Annotated in this window: 18 protein-coding genes and 1 pseudogene; 13 read left to right on the forward strand and 6 right to left on the reverse strand. The window is 63.2% G+C overall.

Going from position 1 to position 20,211, the window contains the following annotated elements:
• Positions 1–130: 130 nt before the first annotated feature.
• A pseudogene (locus QMG56_RS21470) lies at positions 131–490 on the forward strand (IS21 family transposase); the annotation flags it as partial.
• Positions 480–1,262 (forward strand): IS21-like element helper ATPase IstB, encoded by a 783-nt coding sequence (gene istB / locus QMG56_RS21475; protein WP_216313521.1) that lies wholly within the window; start codon positions 480–482, stop codon positions 1,260–1,262. The pseudogene QMG56_RS21470 and the gene istB, both read left to right, overlap by 11 nt.
• Before the next feature lie 167 nt (positions 1,263–1,429).
• Here the strand turns inward: istB and QMG56_RS21480 are convergent, their stop codons facing one another.
• Positions 1,430–2,026, reverse strand: coding sequence for a DedA family protein (locus tag QMG56_RS21480; RefSeq protein WP_281824797.1), 597 nt, complete (start codon positions 2,024–2,026; stop codon positions 1,430–1,432).
• A 159-nt stretch (positions 2,027–2,185) separates the two neighbouring features.
• On the opposite strand from QMG56_RS21480, the gene QMG56_RS21485 reads away from it, so the two are divergent.
• The 8 genes from QMG56_RS21485 to QMG56_RS21520 all read left to right on the forward strand — a co-directional run bounded on the left by QMG56_RS21485 (position 2,186) and on the right by QMG56_RS21520 (position 10,202).
• Positions 2,186–2,581, forward strand: a complete 396-nt coding sequence (locus QMG56_RS21485) for a lipocalin family protein (RefSeq protein WP_281824816.1) — start codon at positions 2,186–2,188, stop codon at positions 2,579–2,581.
• Positions 2,582–2,708: 127 nt separating this feature from the next.
• Entirely contained in the window at positions 2,709–2,966 is a 258-nt protein-coding gene (locus QMG56_RS21490) for a cation transporting ATPase C-terminal domain-containing protein (protein ID WP_367303980.1), read from the forward strand.
• A 564-nt stretch (positions 2,967–3,530) separates the two neighbouring features.
• The gene (locus QMG56_RS21495; protein WP_216313516.1) at positions 3,531–5,291 is read left to right on the forward strand and encodes an alpha/beta hydrolase; all 1,761 of its coding nucleotides are present in this window, start codon (positions 3,531–3,533) and stop codon (positions 5,289–5,291) included.
• A 17-nt stretch (positions 5,292–5,308) separates the two neighbouring features.
• Positions 5,309–6,712 carry a bifunctional enoyl-CoA hydratase/phosphate acetyltransferase gene (locus QMG56_RS21500; protein ID WP_375713747.1) on the forward strand — a complete coding sequence of 468 codons (1,404 nt, stop codon included), beginning with the start codon at positions 5,309–5,311 and terminating at the stop codon, positions 6,710–6,712.
• Position 6,713: 1 nt separating this feature from the next.
• Positions 6,714–7,907, forward strand: coding sequence for an acetate/propionate family kinase (locus QMG56_RS21505; RefSeq protein WP_281824803.1), 1,194 nt, complete (start codon positions 6,714–6,716; stop codon positions 7,905–7,907).
• Complete coding sequence (gene fabI / locus QMG56_RS21510; RefSeq protein ID WP_216313510.1) at positions 7,904–8,677, forward strand: enoyl-ACP reductase FabI; 774 nt, start codon at positions 7,904–7,906, stop codon at positions 8,675–8,677. The genes QMG56_RS21505 and fabI overlap by 4 nt, the downstream gene beginning before the upstream one ends.
• Positions 8,674–9,927, forward strand: coding sequence for a phospholipase A (locus tag QMG56_RS21515; protein ID WP_281824806.1), 1,254 nt, complete (start codon positions 8,674–8,676; stop codon positions 9,925–9,927). Before fabI ends, QMG56_RS21515 begins: the two co-directional genes overlap by 4 nt.
• Positions 9,924–10,202, forward strand: a complete 279-nt coding sequence (locus QMG56_RS21520) for a hypothetical protein (RefSeq protein WP_216313506.1) — start codon at positions 9,924–9,926, stop codon at positions 10,200–10,202. Before QMG56_RS21515 ends, QMG56_RS21520 begins: the two co-directional genes overlap by 4 nt.
• A gap of 607 nt (positions 10,203–10,809) precedes the next feature.
• On the opposite strand, the gene QMG56_RS21525 is transcribed toward QMG56_RS21520, so the two are convergent.
• The 5 genes from QMG56_RS21525 to QMG56_RS21545 are packed head-to-tail and all read right to left on the reverse strand — an operon-like array spanning position 10,810 to position 17,625.
• A complete protein-coding gene (locus QMG56_RS21525; protein WP_281824808.1) occupies positions 10,810–11,934 on the reverse strand; it encodes an ABC transporter permease in 1,125 nt (374 codons plus the stop codon).
• Position 11,935: 1 nt separating this feature from the next.
• Positions 11,936–14,728, reverse strand: a complete 2,793-nt coding sequence (rbbA, locus tag QMG56_RS21530; protein WP_216313502.1) for a ribosome-associated ATPase/putative transporter RbbA — start codon at positions 14,726–14,728, stop codon at positions 11,936–11,938.
• Entirely contained in the window at positions 14,725–15,795 is a 1,071-nt protein-coding gene (locus tag QMG56_RS21535; protein WP_216313500.1) for an HlyD family secretion protein, read from the reverse strand. The genes rbbA and QMG56_RS21535 overlap by 4 nt, the downstream gene beginning before the upstream one ends.
• Complete coding sequence (locus tag QMG56_RS21540; protein WP_216313498.1) at positions 15,792–17,207, reverse strand: efflux transporter outer membrane subunit; 1,416 nt, start codon at positions 17,205–17,207, stop codon at positions 15,792–15,794. Before QMG56_RS21540 ends, QMG56_RS21535 begins: the two co-directional genes overlap by 4 nt.
• A gap of 55 nt (positions 17,208–17,262) precedes the next feature.
• The gene (locus tag QMG56_RS21545) at positions 17,263–17,625 is read right to left on the reverse strand and encodes an SDR family NAD(P)-dependent oxidoreductase (RefSeq protein ID WP_216313496.1); all 363 of its coding nucleotides are present in this window, start codon (positions 17,623–17,625) and stop codon (positions 17,263–17,265) included.
• Positions 17,626–17,861: 236 nt separating this feature from the next.
• On the opposite strand from QMG56_RS21545, the gene QMG56_RS21550 reads away from it, so the two are divergent.
• The 3 genes from QMG56_RS21550 to QMG56_RS21560 all read left to right on the forward strand — a co-directional run bounded on the left by QMG56_RS21550 (position 17,862) and on the right by QMG56_RS21560 (position 20,058).
• On the forward strand, positions 17,862–18,470 hold the full coding sequence (locus QMG56_RS21550) for a TetR/AcrR family transcriptional regulator (RefSeq protein ID WP_281824813.1): 609 nt from the start codon (positions 17,862–17,864) through the stop codon (positions 18,468–18,470).
• A gap of 262 nt (positions 18,471–18,732) precedes the next feature.
• Entirely contained in the window at positions 18,733–19,044 is a 312-nt protein-coding gene (locus QMG56_RS21555) for a hypothetical protein (RefSeq protein ID WP_281824814.1), read from the forward strand.
• Positions 19,045–19,300: 256 nt separating this feature from the next.
• A protein-coding gene (locus QMG56_RS21560) for an IS5 family transposase (RefSeq protein ID WP_216313493.1) occupies positions 19,301–20,058 on the forward strand; the annotation gives its coding sequence in 2 pieces (ribosomal slippage) (positions 19,301–19,640 and positions 19,640–20,058; 759 coding nt in all).
• Positions 20,059–20,211: the final 153 nt, after the last annotated feature.

Below are 20,211 nucleotides of genomic sequence, written 5' to 3' on the forward strand. Positions count from 1 at the left end.
CGCAGGAGCCTTCACCGATTTTTTCAAGGAGGATTTGGGCTTCATCTTCGTTCCTTCGTCACTACGACGAAGCCCAAATCCTCCTTAATTCACAACCTCAAATCTGTGCCATTGGCGCTGACGCCGGACAGTCCAGCGCAAACCTGGAGCCTTGCGCAACGGAGCACCGTTCCTCGAGCTTCCCGAGGCCTTCCAGCGGCTGCAACGGCATCTATTGCGCAATCCCGGCGGCGACAGGGAAATGGTCGAGATCCTGGCTTTGGTCCTGCATCATGATGAAGAGGCGGTCCTGACCGCTGTCGCCATGGCGCTGGATGCCGGTGTTCCGACCAAAACCCATATCCTCAACCTGCTGCACAGGCTGCTCGACGGCAAGCCGGTCACAACGCCGCCGGTAACGGCGCCGCAGGCATTGAGGCTGGTCAGCGAGCCGATGGCCAATGTCGAACGCTACGATGCCCTGCGCGGGGAGGCCCGCCATGCGTCATGATCCCGCCACCGGCGCCATCGTCGTGATGCTGCGCGGCTTGAAAATGCCCGGCATGGCGCAGGCCGTGACCGACCTCATGCAGCAGGGATCTCCCGCCTTCGAGGCGGCGGTCCCGATCCTCTCCCAGCTCCTCAAGGCAGAAACCGCCGAACGAGAGGTGCGGTCCGTTGCCTATCAACTCAAGGTCGCGCGGTTCCCCGCCTATCGCGATCTGGCGGGCTTCGACTTTGCCAGCAGCGAGGTCAATGAGGCGCTGGTCCGGCAGCTTCACCGCTGCGACTTTATCGACATCGCCGACAATATCGTCTTGGTCGGCGGCCCAGGCACCGGCAAAACCCATGTCGCGACGGCCTTGGGCGTCCAGGCCATCGAGCATCATCGAAAGCGGGTGCGCTTCTTCTCTACGGTTGAGCTGGTCAACGCCCTCGAACAGGAAAAGGCCCAGGGGAAAGCCGGACAGATCGCTAACCGACTCGTCCACTCGGACCTCGTGATCCTGGACGAGCTCGGCTATCTGCCGTTCAGCGCATCAGGAGGTGCACTGCTCTTCCATCTGCTGAGCAAACTCTACGAGCGCACCAGCGTCGTCATCACCACCAACCTCAGCTTCAGTGAGTGGGCCAGCGTGTTCGGGGATGCCAAGATGACCACCGCGCTCCTCGATCGCCTTACCCATCACTGCCACATCCTGGAGACGGGAAATGACAGCTTCCGGTTCAAGAACAGCTCGGCTCAGCAGGCCAAACCCAGAAAGGAGAAAAACCCATCTTGACCCATCAATGACATCCGAAACATAACCTACAGGCGGGTCACTTCTCGGTGAAAACCCCGGGTCACTTCTCAGCGGCAATCAACATCGTGGTAAACGATCCGTGCGCAGGATATGACCCTCGGGGGCGCCTGATGGCGATTTTCAATCGGGCGAAGCACCCGACGAGTTCAAGCCGCCCTCCATGTAGCGACGCGATAGATGTAAACGGCGATGATCAGTCCCATGATGACCTTGGAAGCGGGGTCGATGTAGCTGCGCACCATCTGGTAGTTGCTCTCCAGCACGTACCCGGCGGTCGCGAGTAAGCCGGTCCACAGTAGGGTGCCCAGACTGGTGTAGATCAGGAACCAATGCATGGGCATGGCAAAAATGCCTGCGGGAACCGAGATCAGGGTTCTTATCGCCGGGACCATGCGTGCGAAGAAAACCGATTTGCCGGAGTGCCTTTCGAACCATTGATCGCCGTTGTCGATGTCGCGAGGATTTATAGCCAGCCAGCGACCGTGGCGCCCGGCCCATGCCTTCAGCCGATCTGCACCGATACATTTGCCAATATAGAACCAGAACAGCGCTCCGAACATCGACCCGGCGGATCCGGCGACAATAACAAGCGGGAGATTCAATTTGCCCTGAGCTGCCTCATAGCCGGCCATCGACATGATCAATTCCGACGGGATCGGGGGAAAGACATTTTCCAGAAACATGAGGGCTGCAATCCCGCCGTAGCCGGACTGCTCAAAAAGTTTGAGTAACTGATCGATCATCCGTGAATGGTACCGGCAGAGCAACCGCGCCGCACCTGAAATGTCGGTATTGGCGTATCTGCCTGTGCGACGCTGTCCTCAATGCCGGTGGGGAACCGAAATGTGCCGCAACCCGGCAAATCGGTTGTAATCGACCGCTACCTTGGCCGGTGATACGAACTGTACCGGTATGCTGCCCCGTTCCAGAGAGGTTGCGAGGCTGTGGCAGCCGACTATTCGCGCAACGCGGACGGATCGATTCGCGTCTTGAACAGCTGCCGAAAGGGAGCAGTCGACGGCCCTTTGAAGACCGCCACGGGCAAAGCCAAAATTGTCGCCTCCGTGTCCGGGGCGAAGCTCAAGGTATCCTTCTTCGGCCCCTTCTACGGCGACTATTGGGTGCTGGACCATGGCGATGATTACCAATGGTCGATCGTGGGCGAACCCTCAGGGCGCTACCTGTGGATCCTGTCGCGCGATCCACGGCCTCCCGAAGCCGTGAAGACGATGTTGCGCCGCCGGGTAGAGGAACTGGGATATGACTGGTCGCTCGTGCGTGAGACCCGGCACCAGTAGCGTCTCCCGGCCGGGGCGTTTTCGTCAGGCGCCGCCCCAGCTCAACCCGGCTCTAGAAAGTGTATCCCAGCCCGATGGAGGCGAAGACCTGATTGGGTGAACCCGTGTCACGCACGTCGTACTTGTCCTGCGGACCCACCGGCCTGTGTTCCGCAGCAAGCCGAGCAAGTTGCTGCTGTGGTCGACCGTCGGGGTGGTTGTTGCGACGTTCGCCATTCCGTTTCTGGGCGCATTGACGTCGGCCTTCGGCTTCGTGCCGCTCTCGCTGCCTCAGGTGTTTGTGATTGTCACTATTGTGCTGGGATACATCGTGGCCACCGAAATGACCAAGGCATGGTACTTTCGGCTGGAAAGACGCGAGGCGCCCAGAAAGGTCGAAACCTGATGATCCCTGCGGTGAACGCCGACTGCGCGGCCGCGCACATCGCGACTGAGGCACCCTATGAACGGCTAGGGAGCAAAGTAGCGCAGCTTGATCAAGGTTGGCTCGCTTGGCTGTCCCTTGAGCGCGACCCTTCCGTCGGCATCCACGACGCCCAGGGAAGCGAGGTGCTCCAAAATGTCTGCCGGGAAAGGGTTTCACGCTAGCCGCCACCCCGACAACAGATCGTGATAAGCTTGGGCGCGCCTGAGTTGACGTCTGGCACCGATCGCGGGGCCGGACGGCCGAGATCTGTGTTCCAGCGACGACAAGGACTCCACCGCTTCAGGTGAGCAGCCGCCGAGCCAGTCAATGGACTTGCGCAATATCTAACCTTTGCAGTACCGTTTTGCAGTTGCGAAGGCACGATTCGCTTCCCGCGCTGTGTCATGCTCTCCGCCATGTGTACGAATATAAGATATGTTCCCCGACGGGTGGGTGCCGCAGCATGCGGTGTGGGGCATCTACGTAATGCACTTGCGCTTGTGCAGCCTCAGTACCGATGCGATTTTTGTCAGGAGTTCTAAGATGGCAGCCGCGCATTCACACCAGGACGCGTCCGATCCGCTCGACGGCATCGCCGAAACCCTTGATCGGGCCGCTATCGCAAGCCTCGCGCAGATCACACGCGGGCTCTCGCCGGCGACGATATTGCAGGCCTTCTCCGATTGGGCCATGCATCTCGCCTTCTCACCGGGTACCCAGTTGAAGCTGGCGGCTAAGACCGGGCGAAAGTTCGCACGCCTCGGCGACTACGCTGCCCGTAGCATCGGCGACGATGACGCCGCCCCGGCGATTGAGCCCTTGCCTCAGGATCGTCGCTTTTCAGATCCGGCATGGAACAAAGCGCCGTTCAGCCTTATCAGCCAGGCGTTCCTGCTCAACCAGCAATGGTGGCACGCGGCAACAACCGGCATTACCGGTGTGACCAGGCACCATGAGGATATGGTGTCGTTCGGCGTGCGACAGATCCTCGATACGATGGCGCCGAGCAATTTCGTCATGACCAATCCCGTCCTTCAGCAGCGGATTGTCGAGACCCGCGGGCAATGCCTTGCGGATGGTGCAAGACTGCTGGTCGAAGATATGCAGCGAATGATGCGGGGCGAGCCACCAGCGGGGACCGATGCCTTCACGGTCGGTGAGGCTGTTGCGGTGACACCGGGCAAGGTCGTCTATCGCAACGACCTGATCGAACTGATCCAATATGCGCCGACCACCGACACCGTGCGGCCGGAGCCCATTCTGATCGTGCCGGCTTGGATCATGAAATATTATATTCTCGACCTGTCGCCGGAGAATTCGCTGGTCCGCTGGCTGACCGGGCAGGGCTTCACGGTCTTCATCATCTCCTGGCACAATCCCGTCAGCGCCGACCGTGATCTCGACATGGAGGCCTATCGGCGTTTGGGACCGATGGCAGCGCTCGACGCGGTCACGGCGATCACGGGATCGCCGGCGGTACATGGCGTTGGCTATTGCATCGGCGGGACAATGCTGTCGATCGCCGCGGCCGCGATGGCGCGCGACGGCGATGAGCGGTTGGCGACGGTCACGCTGTTCGCCGCGCAGACCGAGTTTAGCGAGCCGGGCGAACTTGGCCTATTTATCGACGAGGCGCAGCTCAACGTGCTCGAGAATATGATGTGGAGCAAAGGCTATCTCGACGGCGCGCAGATGGGCGGCGCATTTCAGATCCTGCGCTCCAACGATCTTGTCTGGTCGCGGATCCTCAATACCTATCTGATGGGGGAGCGGGAACCGATGTCGGACCTGATGGCCTGGAACGCCGACGGCACGCGAATGCCCTACGCGATGCACAGCCAGTATCTGCGCCGCCTGTTCCTCGACGACGATCTTGCCGAGGGACGCTACAAGGTCGATGGGCGGGCGATCAGCCTGTCCGCGCTGCGCAAGCCGATGTTCGTTGTCGGCACCGAGCGCGACCATGTCGCGCCGTGGCATTCGGTCCACAAGATCCACATGCTGAGCACTGCCGAGATCACCTTCGTGCTGACCAGCGGCGGCCATAATGCCGGTATCGTGTCGGAACCTGGACATAAGGGGCGCCGCTATCATATCCTCACCCGCGAAGCTGATGCTGCCGCCCTCGACCCGGACGATTGGGTGATCCGCGCGCCGGTTCGGGACGGTTCCTGGTGGGTCGCCTGGGGCGAATGGCTGGGCGAGCGCTCAGGCGAACCAACTGCGCCACCGGCAATGGGCGCGCCGGACAAGGGCTACCCGGTCCTCGAAGACGCGCCTGGCCGCTTCGTGCTCGAGCACTGAGCGTGAACAGTCCCGACATGATCGAGAACCGCACGTTCGACGAGATCGCTGTAGGCGACACCGCGAGCGTCATCCGCACGCTGCGCGAGGAGGACATCCAGCTGTTCGCGCTCGTCTCGGGCGACGTGAACCCGGCCCATCTCGATGCCGATTATGCGGCGACCGACATATTCCACCGCGTGATCGCCCATGGAATGTGGGGCGGGGGGCTGATCTCGGCCGTTCTGGGCACCGAGTTGCCGGGACCCGGCGCGATCTACCTCAGCCAGTCACTGCGTTTCACCCGGCCGGTTGGCCTGGGCGACACCATCACCACCACGGTGACGGTGACGGAAAAACGACCCGAGCACCATGTACTCTTGCTCGATTGTCGCTGCGTCAACCAGGATGGCGCCGAGGTCATCACCGGCCAGGCCGAGGTCAAGGCGCCGACTGAGAAGGTCCGCCTTCCGCGCATCGCGCTGCCAGACATTCGCATCTCCGACCATGACGGCTACCGCAAGCTGATCGAGCTCACCAGAGAATGCACGCCCGCGCCGACCGCCGTGGCCCATCCGTGCTCCGCCGCCGCCATCGTGGCGGCTGTCGACGCAGGCGAGGCTGGCCTTATCGTGCCAATCCTGGTCGGCCCCGAAGCGCGAATCCGCGCGGCGGCGGAGGACGCGGGGAAAGACATCTCCGCCTACCGGATCGTCCCCGCGCCGCACAGCCATGCCGCTGCTGCGGCAGCGGTTGCCCTGGTCCGTTCGGGCGAGGCCGGGCTACTGATGAAGGGGTCGCTCCACACAGACGAGTTGATGGCGGCCGTGGTTTCCTCGACGACCGGTCTCCGGACGGAGCGGCGCATCAGCCATGCCTATCTTATGGATGTGCCTGACCATCCGACGCCGCTCATCATCACCGACGCCGCGATCAACATCGAGCCCAGCCTCGAGGAGAAGGCGGACATCATTCGCAACGCCATCGACCTCGCGCACGTCATCGGCATCGAAGTACCCAAGGTCGCGATCCTGTCGGCGGTAGAAACGGTCAATCCCTCGATCCGATCGACGATCGACGCCGCCGCGCTTTGCAAGATGGCGGATCGCGGCCAGATTACCGGCGGGGTGCTCGACGGGCCATTGGCATTCGACAATGCGATCAGCGAAGCGGCGGCGAAGGAGAAAGGCATCTTCTCTCCCGTCGCGGGCAAGGCAGAGATCCTCGTCGTGCCGAACCTCGAGGCGGGCAACATGCTCGCCAAGCAGCTGACCTTCCTCGGCGGAGCGGATGCGGCGGGTGTTGTCCTGGGCGCACGAGTGCCGATCATCCTCACAAGCCGCGCGGATTCCCAGCGAACCCGGCTTGCTTCGTGCGCCGTTGCCGTCCTGCTGGTTCGCGCCGCCACCAAGGCGGCGCCGGGCCTTCAGGGGACCGGCTGACATGGAGGCAGTCGTCAGCCTCAATTCCGGCTCGTCGAGCATCAAGTTCGCACTGTTCACCCTGGGACCGGACGGGCCGCAACATGCGGCCGTCGGCAAGCTCGAAGGAATCGGCACTGCCCCCCATCTCGTCGCTCGCGACGCCAATGAGGTCATCCTGGTAGACAGGGGCTGGGACAATGGCGCAGCGCTTACCCATGAAGCCCTGCTTCACGACCTGTTCGCGTGGGCGGGCGATCACCTGCCCGATCACGACATCGTCGCGGCCGGGCATCGCGTCGTCCATGGCGGGACCGAGTTCTTCCGTCCACTGTGCGTCGATGATGCGCTGCTCGCCGCGCTGGACGCATTGTGTCCGCTCGCGCCTCTTCATCAGCCCCACAATCTGGCTGCCATCCGTGCCATCCGCACGCTCGCCCCCGAGCTGCCGCAGGTCGCCTGCTTCGACACCGGCTTCCACCATGAGCTACCGGAAGTCTCGACCCGCTTCGGGCTGCCACGCGCACTGCACGACAAAGGTATTCGGCGGTATGGGTTTCACGGCTTGTCCTATGAATATATCGCCCGCGCACTCCGCGAGGCCGATCCGGTTCTCGCATCTGGTCGCGTGATCGCCGCCCATCTCGGCAATGGCGCCAGCCTCTGCGCGATGCGGGACGGCCTCAGCATGGACACCGCCATGGGCTTCACCGCGCTCGACGGGCTGCTGATGGGAACGCGCTGCGGCACGATCGATCCCGGTGCCGTGCTTCATCTTCAGACCCAGGAAGGTATGACCGCGCCGGCTGTCGAGGCGCTGCTCTACAAACAGTCCGGGCTGCTCGGCGTGTCCGGCATATCCAGCGACATGCGCGCGCTTCACATGAGCGACGACCCACACGCCGCCGAGGCTATCGAGCTCTTTGCCTGGCGCGCGGCGCGCGAAGCCTCGGCCCTCATATTGTCGCTCGGCGGCATCGACGGCATCGTCTTCACGGCCGGCATCGGCGAAAATGATTCCGTTATCCGCTCGGCGATCTGCGAGCGATTGGCCTGGCTGGGCATCGCCATCGATGCGCAAGCCAATACGCGCAATGCGCCCGTCATCAGCATGGCGGACAGCGAGATCATCGTTCGTGTCATTCCGACCGACGAGGAACGCATGATCGCCATTCACACCCTCGCCGCGCTCGTTCCTGCAGGAGATGCCTCATGAAGCCGCTGGTCGATCTTGCCGGTAAGCGCGGCCTCGTCGTAGGCATCGCCAACGAACACAGCATCGCGGCCGGCTGTGCCGAGGCGTTCGCGCAGTGCGGGGCCCGGCTCGCCGCAACCTATCTCAACGCCAAGGCGGAGCAATATGTGGCGCCGGTTGCGGAATGTCTGGGGGTCGAATGGACGGCGCCTTGCGATGTTCGCGTTCCAGGCGAGTTGGAGGCCCTTTTTGAGAAGGTGAGGACGAAGTGGGGCGGCCTCGATTTCCTGCTCCATTCGATCGCTTTCGCGCCGCGGGACGACCTTCACGGCCGAGTCGTCGACTCCTCGGCCGAGGGCTTCGCAATCGCCATGGATGTCTCCTGTCACAGCTTTTTACGGATGGCCCGACTGGCCGAACCGCTGATGCCCGACGGAGGCTGCCTGCTGTGCGTGACCTTCTACGGATCGGACCGGGTTGTGGAGCATTATAATCTGATGGGGCCGGTCAAGGCGGCGCTGGAAAGCGCGACCCGTTACGTTGCCGCCGAACTGGGGTCCAAGGGTATCCGCGCCCATGCGATTTCCCCGGGTCCGATCGCGACGCGGGCGGCGAGCGGCATCGAACGCTTCGACGAGCTGATAGAGCGCGCCGCGGCGGCCGTCCCGGAAGGCAAGCTGGTGGAAGTAGCCGATGTCGGGGCGCTGGCGGCGTTCCTGGTCAGCGATGCCGCGAAGCGAATCACCGGTACGATCATTCCGGTCGACAGCGGTCTGCACCTCCTCGCATGAACGACCGCCATAAAAGACACATGCCGTTCCGGCCGCGCACTGCGGCCATCCTTCTTTCCGCGCTGTGTTCATCTGCCGCGCTTGGTACGCCAACGGTCGAGACGTTCATAAGCGCGATCAGGCCATCGGCTGACGTTGGCGCTGTAGACGTCGATCTTCGTTTGCTGAATGGTGAACCGGCCGCGACCGCGATGACGCTGCCACCGCGGCTCGAGGCCGAAGTTACGATCGATGGCCAAGTCGTACACGCCTGGCTCGAACGATCGTCCGGATCGCCCGCCACTGTGCGAATTCCGGCAGGCGGTTTTTCGCGCGCGCAGTATCGGCTTCGCTTGCCAGCATCGAGCCCTTCACAAAAGCATGCTTCGCTCTCAATCATGGGCTGGGCCGCGCCGCCTGTTGCCTTCGACATTCCTTCAGCGCCTCGTATCGCGCAAGCATATGCCTGCTCTACGGGTCTCGCCTCGGATGCCGGACCGGCGGATGCGAAGGCTGTTGCGCCCGCGCCCAGCGATCGCTCGGCCGGAAACGCCTTCCTGGCCAATCTTTCAGCCTATGAGCCGATCTACGCCGTCTATGGCCCCGGCACGAACACCGAGGCGCGGATCCAGCTCAGCTTCAAATATCAGCTGTTGGGCTATCGCGCGCAGCAGGACAAAGCACGGTCGCTCCCGAACGGTCTCTATTTCGCTTATACGCAGCGAATGTTCTGGGATGTCGGCGCGAAGTCCTCGCCGTTCCGCAATGTCGATTATCAGCCAGAGCTATTCTATCTCTCGCCGCCGCTCACGCTGTCGAGCGGGGCGACGGTCAGCGCGCAGGCCGGCCTGCGGCACGAATCCAACGGCCGCGACGGCACGGCTTCGCGCAGCCTGAACACGGTCTATGTCGCGCCCATGGCCGCTATCCCCCTGAGCGGCGGCTATCGGCTGACGCTGGCGCCGCGGCTCTGGCTCTATGCCGGTGATCTGGGCGACAATCCCGATATTCGCCGGTATCGCGGGAATACCGGGCTCTTTGCCGAGATTGGGAAGGATGACGGACTGCGCCTCTCCACCTCCACCCGCTTCAACTTCGGCAGCGGCAAGGGGTCGGTCGCGGCGGATATCTCCTATCCGCTCAGCCGCGTGCTCGGCGGCGGACCGGATTTCTATCTCTTCGGCCAGAGCTTCGTCGGCTATGGCGAGAACCTGCTCGACTATCACCGGCGAACGACGCGCTTACGCATCGGTGTGGCGCTCGTCCGGTGACCACCGCCGACTGGCGCCTTGACGATGGTGATGTGCCCACGCTTCACCCCAGCGGAGACGGGACGGGGCTCGGCATGGGCGACGTAGCAGCCCGTCTGGTCGGGCGAATGGGGCTGGACGGCGGAGCGCATCCCCTCGATGTTTCGGACCTGGGACGGGTGGATCCAGCCGGTGCGGGGACGCTGCTGCGGTCGATGGCGAACGGCGCGGATGTCGAACTGCTGCCCCAGAGAGGATCTGCGCAGACTGATCGACCTCGTGCGCCCTGCACTTGAGAAGGAAACCCCAGCGGAACAGGGCCTCAAGGGGATGGACAGCTTTTTCGACCGTTCGGTCGCCACGTCGTCCAGTTCGGCGGCGACGTTTACGACATGCTCGATTCACCGTCCGGCTGGTCGTGGCGCTCGGGACGAGGGTCAGGCACCGGCGCCGCCTGCGCGTGATGCCGCTGGCCACGATGATGCAGGATGCAGGCGTCAACGCGCTCCCGATCGTCTCGCAATGGCTCCAGCGTGATCGCATCGCGGCATTTGAAGATGTTTGTGGACTATAAGGGCTTCGCTGGCGGGACGCCTTGACGCTGTCGGGCTTCCGCGATGGCGAGGGGGCCTGCGGATACCGATACGGATTGAGCGAAAGAAAAGCCGCTCGGCAAGCCGGAGCGGGAGAAGGTCGGTCAACGGGGCAGGGAGGAGCCCGCGTCCGATTACGAACAGCGGCCGATTCGCGTGCCCGGACCTTGATCTGCGTCAAAAGCATCGGTTCGGTGTCGCGAACGGGCTCCCGCTGCCGACTCACGAACTTGACGGGGATCTCGTCTGTCGGGTTCGCCGCTCTGCGCTGTCAGCTAACGGAACGTCAGAGGTAGTCCGGGTGCAATCTTCAGGCCATGGTCCCGATGGTACGGCGAAACCGCGCAAGCGCTACCACGAAGAACACCGCCCCGATCGCAGCGATGGCCAAGAATTGGGGCCAGACGACATCGAGCCCGGCGCCGCGATAGAGGATGGATTGCGCCATCTTGACGAAATGGGTGGTGGGCGCGGCGAGCATCACCGTCTGCACGAACTCCGGCATGCTCTCGCGCGGGGTCATGCCGCCGGACAGCAGTTGGAGCGGCAGCAGCACGAGCATCAACAGCAGCCCGAACTGCGGCATCGATCGTGCGATCGTCCCCATGAAGATGCCGATCGACGTCGTCGCGAACAGGTGAAGTGCCGCCCCGAGAAGGAACAGCGGGATCGATCCCTCGATTGGCACCTTCAATATCCCTTCGACCACCACAATCAGCGCGAAGGCGCAGGCGGCCAGCACGACGAGGCCCATTGCCCAAACCTTGCTGGCCATGATCTCGAGAGGTGTGACCGGCATCACCAGCAGATGTTCGATGGTGCCATGCTCGCGCTCGCGGATCAGCGCGGCGCCGGTCAGCACGATCGAGAGCATGGTGACGTTGTTGATGATTTCCATCACCGACCCGAACCAGCTTTGCGCAAGGGTCGGGTTGAAGCGGGCGCGCAGGGCGAGGTCGACGGGCGAGGCGGCAGTCGCCCGCGTACCCCTCATGAACTCTGACACCTCCCCCTGAACGATCTGCTGGATATATCCGCCGCCGGTGAAAGCCTGGCTCATGCGCGTGGCGTCGATGTTGAGCTGGACGGTCGGCTGCCGGCCGGCGAGCACGTCGCGCTGGAAATCGGGCGGCAGGTCGAGCGCAAAGGTGTAGCGCCCGGCATCCATCGCCGCATCGACCTCACCCAAAGCGAGCAGGACCGGCTGATTGAAATGGGGTGGATAAAAGGCCCCGGTGATTCGGCTGGAGAGCGGGGACTGATCCTCGTCGACGATCGCGATCGGCGCCTTGTTCAGTGTCTCGGGCATGGCCGAGGCCGCCACGTAGATGCCAAGCGAGAAGGCGTAGACAATCAGCACCAGCATCATGGGATCGCGCCAGAGGCTGCGCAGCTCCTTGACGCCCAAACGCAGGATGTTGGCGGCGTGTCGCATCTCAGCCCTCCTGCTTCTTCAACAACAGGACGCACAGTCCAAGCAGCACCGGAACCGCCACTGCCAAAGCCAGCAACGGCTGACCAAGGTCGCCAAAACCAAGGCCCTTGGAAAAGACGCCGCGGCAGATGGTGACGAAGTGCGTCGTTGGGAAGATCCGTCCGACGACCGCGCCGGCGCCCTCAAGGGACGAGACCGGGTTGATCAACCCGGAAAATTGCACCGCCGGCAGGATCGTGCCGATCGCGGTTGCGAACAGTGCCGCGATCTGACTGCGCATGAAAATAGAGAACAGCAACCCGACCGCCGTGGCTGACAAGGTATAGAGCAAGGCCGCGACTGTCATCGCCAGCACATTGCCGGTGATGGGTACGCGGAAGATGAAGACCGCCAGCAAGACCAGCAGCACATAGTTCAGCATGGCGAGCGCGACATAGGGCAGCTGTTTGCCGGCCAAGAACTCGATCCGCGTGATCGGCGTGACATAGAAGTTGATGATCGAGCCAAGCTCCTTCTCGCGTACGACGCTCAGCGCTGTCAACATTGCGGGAAACAGCAGCAGCAGGACGGGAATGACCGCCGGGGCAATCGCCACCAGGCTCTTGACGTCGGGATTGTAGCGGTAGCGGGTCTCGATGTTGATGAGGCCCGCCGACGGCCGGGCGCCCAACTCCTGCACCGCCATGTCGCCCAGCCATTGCGCATGCAAGGCTTGGATGTATCCCTGCACGGTCTCCGCCCGCTGCGGCATGGCGCCGTCGATCCACACGCCGATCTGGACCGAATCGCCGCGCCGCAGGTCGCGCGCGAAGCCCGGCGGAATCTCGATCGCGACGCTCAGTTCACCGTCGCGCATGCGCCGGTCGAGCTGCGCGTAATCGGTGATCGGGGATCGTTCGATGAAGTAGCGTGAGCCCGCGAGGTTCAGCGTATAATTCTGGCTGGTGGTCGTCCCGTCGCGATCGAGCACCGCGAATGGGAGGTTCTCGACATCCATGCTGATGCCATAGCCCATGATGAACATCAGGATGACGCTGCCCAGCAGCGCGAGCGTCGCGCGGATCGGATCCCGGCGCAATTCCAGTGCCTCGCGCCGGGAGTAGCTCAGCATCCGCCGGTGGCTGAAGACACGGAAGAAGCGGCTGGTCGCCTCGCTCGGCGCGGCCGACGGCGTCGGCGGGCCGGTGGGTTTCGTGTCGGTTTTCGCCTCCATGCCCTTGCCGGTGTCACCGGCGGCGTCCTCCAGATAAGCGATGAAGGCTTCTTCCAGCGTCGCACTGCCGCGCTGCTCGACGATGGCGGCGGGCGTGTCGCTGACCAGCACCTTGCCCGCATGCATCAGTGAGATGCGGTCGCAGCGCTGGGCTTCGTTCATGAAGTGGGTGGAGATGAAGATCGTCACCTTGTCGTTGCGGGACAGGTCGATCATCATCTGCCAGAACTGGTCGCGCGCGATCGGATCAACCCCCGAGGTCGGCTCATCGAGGATCAGCATCTCGGGATTGTGGATCATCGCCACCGCGAGGCTCAGGCGCTGGCGCTGGCCTAGCGGCAGCGCGTCGGGCAGCGCGTCCATGATGTCCGAAAGCCCGAAACGGGTGGCCATCTCATCGGTGCGGCCGGGGATTTCCGCCGCGGCGACGTGGAACAGCTTGGCGTGTAGTTCCAGATTCTGCCGGACGGTGAGCTCGGAATAGAGCGAGAAGGCCTGGGACATATAGCCGACGCGGCGGCGTATGGCGATGTCGCGGCTGTCGACCTCCTTGCCGAACAACCAGGCTTCGCCTTCACTGGCGGGCAGCAGCCCCGTCAGCATCTTCATGGTTGTCGACTTGCCGCAGCCGTTCGAACCCAGGAAACCGAAGATCTCTCCGCGCTCGATCCGGAAGTCGACATGGTCGACCGCGGTGAAGTCCCCGAACCGCATCGTGAGGCCCTTGGCTTCGATCGCAATATCGCCATCCGCCCCGTGGACGCGGGGCGGGATGGTCACGGGTTTGTGCCCCCGTCGCTGTTCTTCGGGCAGCAGCGCGATGAACGCCTGTTCCAGTCCGTCCGTGCCGGTCCGTGCGTAGAAATCCGCTGGCGTCCCGGTCGCCAGGATCTGCCCCGCGTCCATCGCCACCAGCCACTCGAACCGCGCCGCTTCCTCCATATAGGCGGTTGCCACCAGAACGCTCATCCCCGGCCTTTCGCCGCGGATACGGTCAATGAGGTCCCAGAATTGCGCGCGCGACAGGGGATCGACACCGGTGGTCGGCTCATCGAGCAGCAGGAAGTCGGGATCGTGGATGAGGGCGCAGCATAGCCCGAGCTTCTGCTTCATCCCGCCCGACAGCTTTCCCGCGGGGCGATCGCGAAAGGGCGACAGGCCGGTACTGTCGAGCAGGTCGTTGATCCGGCGCGCACGCTCGGCGGCGTCCTGGCCGAAAAGGCGTCCGAAGAACTCGAGATTTTCGACGACGGAGAGGGTAGGATAAAGATTCTTGCCGAGGCCCTGCGGCATATACGCGATGCGCGGGCATACCGCCTCGCGGTGACGCCGGTCCGCCATGTCTCCGCCGAGCACCTCGACTTTGCCCGACTGGATCTTACGCGCGCCGGCAAGGAGCGAGAACAGGCTCGACTTGCCCACACCATCCGGGCCGATCAATGCCACCATGCCCCCGGCGGGAATTTCGAGATCGACCCCGACAAGCGCCTGGGCTTTCCCGTAACGAAGGCTGACACCCGTGAGACGAGCGGCCGGCGCCTGCGTCGCTGACGGGGTTCTCAGCTGGAAAGCATCCGTCATTGCGCCACATTGACGGTCAGTTTCGCCGGCCATTCGGCGTCGCGGTCGGTCCGCACATAGGCCATGCCGGGCAATCCGGTCTTCACCTGGCGAATGTGGCGATTAAGGAGGGCAGGGTCGATGCGGGCCTTGACGCGGAACATCAGTTTCTGCCGCTCGCTCTCGGTTTCCACGGTCTTGGGCGTGAACTGCGCGACGTCGGCGACAAAGCTGACCTTGGCCGGGATCACGAAGTCCGGCGCGGCGTCGAGCACGATCCTCACCTCGCTGCCCAGGCCGACGCGCCCGGCGACGGTCTCGGGCAGGAAGAAGGTCATGTAGACGTCCGACAGGTTGACGAGATTGAGCACGCGGCCGCCGCCGGCGACGACCTCGCCCGGCTGCGCAATCCGATACTGGACCCGGCCGTCGCTCGGCGCCTTCAGATCGCAGTCGGCGATATCCGCTTGCAGCCGACTGATGGTGGCGCGAACCGCATCGACATTCGAGCGGGCGCCGATGATCTGCGATTGCGCGGTCCTGATCGCCGCATCGACAGCTGCGACTTGCGCGCGGGCAGCCTCGACCGCGGCCTGGGCACCCTCGACCCGCGCCCGATCGTCGTCGCGCTCCTGGACCGGGGTCGCACCCTCGCGCGCAAGTGTTTCCGACCGTGCGAGCCGCTTGCGGGCGGCGTTGAGTTCTGCTTCTCGCTGGCGGGTCGTCGCGAACGCGGCAGCACGCTCGCTTTGCCGTTGCGCCACCTGACTCTCGGCGATCTGAATCGCATTCTGGGCCTGGGCGAGCTGAGCCTCGGCCTCGGCACGCTGCGCTATCAGCACGTCGGTGTCCATGTGCGCGACGACCTGTCCCGCCTTCACGAAATCGCCCTCATCCGCGACGATCTCGCGGATGCGACCGGGCGCCTTGGCGGAGACGTCGATCTCGACCGCCTCGATTCGGCCGTTGCCGCTGACGATCCCCTCGGGAAGATCACCGGGCTTGACCAACTGCCAGACGAGGAACGCTGCGACGACCACAGCGACGGCGATCCCGCCTCGAATGAGCCAGCGTCTGTCGATCTTCATCGTTCCTGTTCCTTCATGACCGCCGCTGTCGGGCTGCGGTCCGCATCATCGGAAAAGCCGCCGCCGAGTGCTACGTAGAGCGCAATACCGCTCGCGAAATAGCCGCGGCGCAGCTGCACGAGCGTTTGCTGCGTATCGAACAGGTCGCGCTGGGCATCGAGCACCTCGAGATAGGCCGAGCGGCCATTCTCGAATCGGAGGTCGGCAAGCCGCGCTCGCTCGGTGAGCGCCGCCAGCATGTCCTGCATGGTGGCGATTTGCGCGGCGAGCTGACGTCGCCGGACGAGCGCGTCGGCGACATCGCGAAACGCCTCCTGAACGGTCCGTTCGTACTCGGCGACCGCGATGTTCCGGCGCGCCTTGGACAGATCAAGATTGGCAGCGTTGCGACCGCCATTGAAGATCGGCAGACTGAGCGTCGGCGTGAACGACCACGCGCTGCTTCCAGACTTGAACAGGCCATCAAGTTCGGTGCTGGCCGTGCCGAATGCGCCGGTCAGCGTGACATTGGGGAAGAACGCCGCACGCGCGGCACCGATATCCGCGTTGGCGGCGCGCAGGCGATGCTCGGCGGCGATGATATCCGGCCGATTATCGAGCAGGTCGGACGGCAGACCAGCAGGAAGCGCGCGGTCGCCGCCGGTTTCCGAAAGGCGCAGCGCACCGGGCGTAATATCGACCGGGTGTCCAACGAGCAGCGCAAGTGCATTGCGGTTGATGTCGCGATCCTGCTCCAGTGCCTGGAGCGCTGTCTGCGCCTGCGCCAGCAAGGTTTGCGCCTGCGTCATCTCGAGCTTCGAACCCGATCCGACCTCGTAGCGCCGACGCAGGATGCGAAGCGCTTCCTCGCGCGTCTGTATCGTGTCGCGGGCCAGGGCGCTGCGTTCCTCATATTCGCGTTCGAGGAGATAGGCGTTCGCGACCTGCGCGACGAGGCTGGTCGCCACGGCGCGGCGCGCTTCCTCGGAGGCGAGATATTGCTGGCGCGCGGACTCCCGCAGGTTGCGCAGCCGGCCCCAGAAGTCGATCTCCCAGTCGGCGCTGAGCTGCGAATAGATTTGGTTGCCGGTTTCGGAGCGACCGGTGATCGACAGATCGGCGGGGGTACGCCCGCGCGATCCGGTCGCAACCGCGCCGAGTTGGGGATAAAGCGCCGAACCTTCGATACGGAACGCGGCGCGCGCCTCTTCCACGCGTCCGGCTGCGATCCGAATATCGCGATTGTTCGCCAGGGCATCGGCGATCAGCGCCTGAAGTTGAGGCTCCCGAAAGAAATCGCGCCAGCCGATCCGGCCGATCGAACCCGACGTTGCAGTCTGTACCGGGTAGACCGCGGACACAGGCTGTGCCGGACGGACATGCTCGGGCGCAAAGGAGCACCCCGCCAGAGTCGATCCCAGCAGTAGCAACACGAAATGTGCCGCCGGCCATTGGCCCCCTCTTGTCCGCCGACGGGTAATCCTGAAATCAATAAAGGCGTGCTGCACACGATCCCCCTGCTATCCCGCCGTCTGGCCCGAGATCCTGCCACGGTTGATGGGCCGGCCAGACGGCGGCGATGGACAGGCGGTCGCGCGCGACGCCGGCATTGTCGAGGACCGAGGCCAGGCCAACTTCGGATTTGACACTGGCCACACCCTCGCGGCAGTCGGACTCGTCGGCTACATCCCAGCGGAAAACGGCAATCCTCGTCGTATGGTCGAAGCGCGCCGTCGCCTGCTCATTGCAATGAGAGGTCGCGGCGACCAGATGGCCCTCGGTGCTCAACGCGGGCGCGATAGCTTCGCCGATCCCGCGCGTGCCTCCGTTCACCAGTGCGATATTCGTCATTCCCGCCTCTTCGATATCCAGAACCCGCCAAAGGCCATGTTTGCGGAAGGGTCCGGAGGTCTATACGTATGTACACGCAACTGTTCCGTTATGACGCCGCTAGCAAGTTGGAGCAAGTGCTGGCGCAAAAGGGAAGAGAAACGGTGAGACTCATGCGGCATGGAGAGGGGAGCGCCAAAAACAACGCTGGGCCACTGCCCCCGCGTGACCCAAAGGGAGGGAGGCCGACGCGCGAAATGGCGGCGCGTCTCCACGCGCATATCCTCGCCGCCGCGCTCGACCAGTTCGTCAGGCTGGGCGCCGACGGCGCGAGCATGGAAGGTATCGCATCCGCCGCCAACGTCTCCAAGCGGACGCTCTACGCCCGGTTCGCTTCCAAGACAGACCTGCTGGTTTCTGCAATCGAATATGGGGTCGCCAAGCACCTCAAGCCGATCTCGGCAAGCATCCCGGAAGGTTCAGCGCGCGAGAGGTTGCGACACACCGCAATACGGATGCTCGACGCATCGCTGAAGCCCGAAGTCGTCAGCCTCCGTGCCCTGGCGACATGGATCGCGGATCACGAGCCCACGCTGCACGATGCGGTCCAGAAGCTCGTCGTCCATAATCCTGTAGGCGTCATCCAGTCGATTCTGGAAGAAGGCGCTCGCAGTGGCGAATTACGCTTCGCCGATAGCTACTTCACCGCCATGTTTTTCTTTGACGCTCTCGTCAGTATGCCGCGCGACCGTATCCTTAACAGGCTAGGTCTTCAGGATAGGCAACCCGCCAAGCACGCCTATCTTGACCGCACCATCGATCTGATATGGACCGGCGTCGATGCTCTGAAAGGCGCTGGCGCCTAAGATTGCGGCGATCCATGATACGCATCTGCCCTTTCGGGCTGAATTCTTTTCGGGTGACAGGCGAAGATGCAGGACGGTGTCGTGCTGCCCCATATCGCGACGGCTGCCGTCCATGAAGGATCGGCGCATCGCGGATTTCTCAAAGGCTCCGGGGTAGCAAAGGTTCAAGCCTCCCATCGTTCGTTCGCCGCAGGCGATCGCTCAGCGAATAGATAGTTTGCGCAACCCTTACGTGAACAGGATCAGGAAAGTCCCCCGGAAGATGAAGCTTGTCCCGATGACTGCCGCGAACCTGAGCAACGCAGTAACATTGTGGAGCGGGGGGGTGTATTCCAGCGACTTGGCCATCCCGCTTGGTGCCTTCTCGGCAGGACTTGGCGACAAGCGCATCGTTACAACCCTGTGCCCGGGCGGCAAGGAACGCATGCGGCGATTGATGGAAGTCTGGGCCTCGGGACGCCTCGACCTCAAGCCGCTGGTCACGCACCGATTCAGGCTGGATGATATCGAGGATGCCTACGACCTCTTTGCCAATCAGCGTGACGGCGTGTTGAAGGTGGCTATTAAGGCTTGAGCGTTGCCCTGCTGGTGAAAAGGTTTCGGTAGTCAGCGTTTTTTGACTGTGGAGCCAGCGCGTCTGATGCCGGATGACCATTGTCGGCGCCTTTCATCGGAGCACAATGCGACCTTTATCCACGAAGCGTATATTTTCCAGATATAGCGCGATGGCACGGGGTTAATGTTATTAGGGTCAAAACCCAATTAGCCTCTTGAAAGCGTGTGCATAGGTTGATTCAATGGGCCTCCAAGCTGGATGGAGGCCCCTGTCGATGTCGCGCTCGTTGTTCTGGTTGTCGGATGAAGCGTGGCTGGCGATCGAGCCTCACTTGCCGAAGAACCAACCCGGAGCGCGGCGGGTGGATGATCGCCGGGTGATCTCGGGCATCCTGCATGTTCTGAAGTCGGGTTGCCGGTGGTGCGACTGCCCTGCGGACTATGGGCCTTCCACGACGATCTACAACCGCTTCAATCGCTGGTCGCGACGTGGGTTCTGGACGAAGCTGCTCGATGCCCTGGCAGAGGCGGGCGCAGTCACGAGAAGCACGGCGATCGACAGCACCTACATCAAGGCCCAGCGTTCGGCGTTTGGCGGAAAAGGGGGCGCCAGACGCAGGCGATCGGCCGTTCTCGTGGCGGCTGGACAACCAAGGTCCATGCCCTGACCGACGTACTCGGCCGGCCTTATGCCTTGATGCTGACCGCCGGCAATGTCAGCGACGTGAAGGCCGCGCCAGCGCTGCTCGAACGTGCCGGCCGCATGCGATATCTGCTCGGCGACAAAGGCTACGACGCCAACAGCTTACGCAAAACCCTCCGCGACAACGGCACCAGCCCTGTGATCCCCGGCAGACGCAATCGCAAGCGTGCCATCCGCTACGACCAACAGCGTTACCGGGGCTGCCATCTCATCGAGAACGCCTTCTGCCGGATCAAGGATTTCCGCCGCGTCGCAACCCGCTACGACAAACTCGCCGCCAACTTCCTGTCAGGCGTGGCTCTCGTCACCGCGCTGGCGTTCTGGCTTTGAATGAGTCTCAGCCCTAGTCATCTGGAACTGAAGTAAGCATCATTGTATATGCTCTTGTCAGACAGGTGGGAGCGTTGATGGTGGCGGGTAGACAGGCAGATTTGGTCGTATTGAGTGGCGAGGACCGGACGTTTCTCGAAGCCCAAGTCCGGC

Origin of the sequence: Sphingobium sp. BS19 (assembly GCF_027925545.1) — a bacterium.
Classification (GTDB): domain Bacteria; phylum Pseudomonadota; class Alphaproteobacteria; order Sphingomonadales; family Sphingomonadaceae; genus Sphingobium.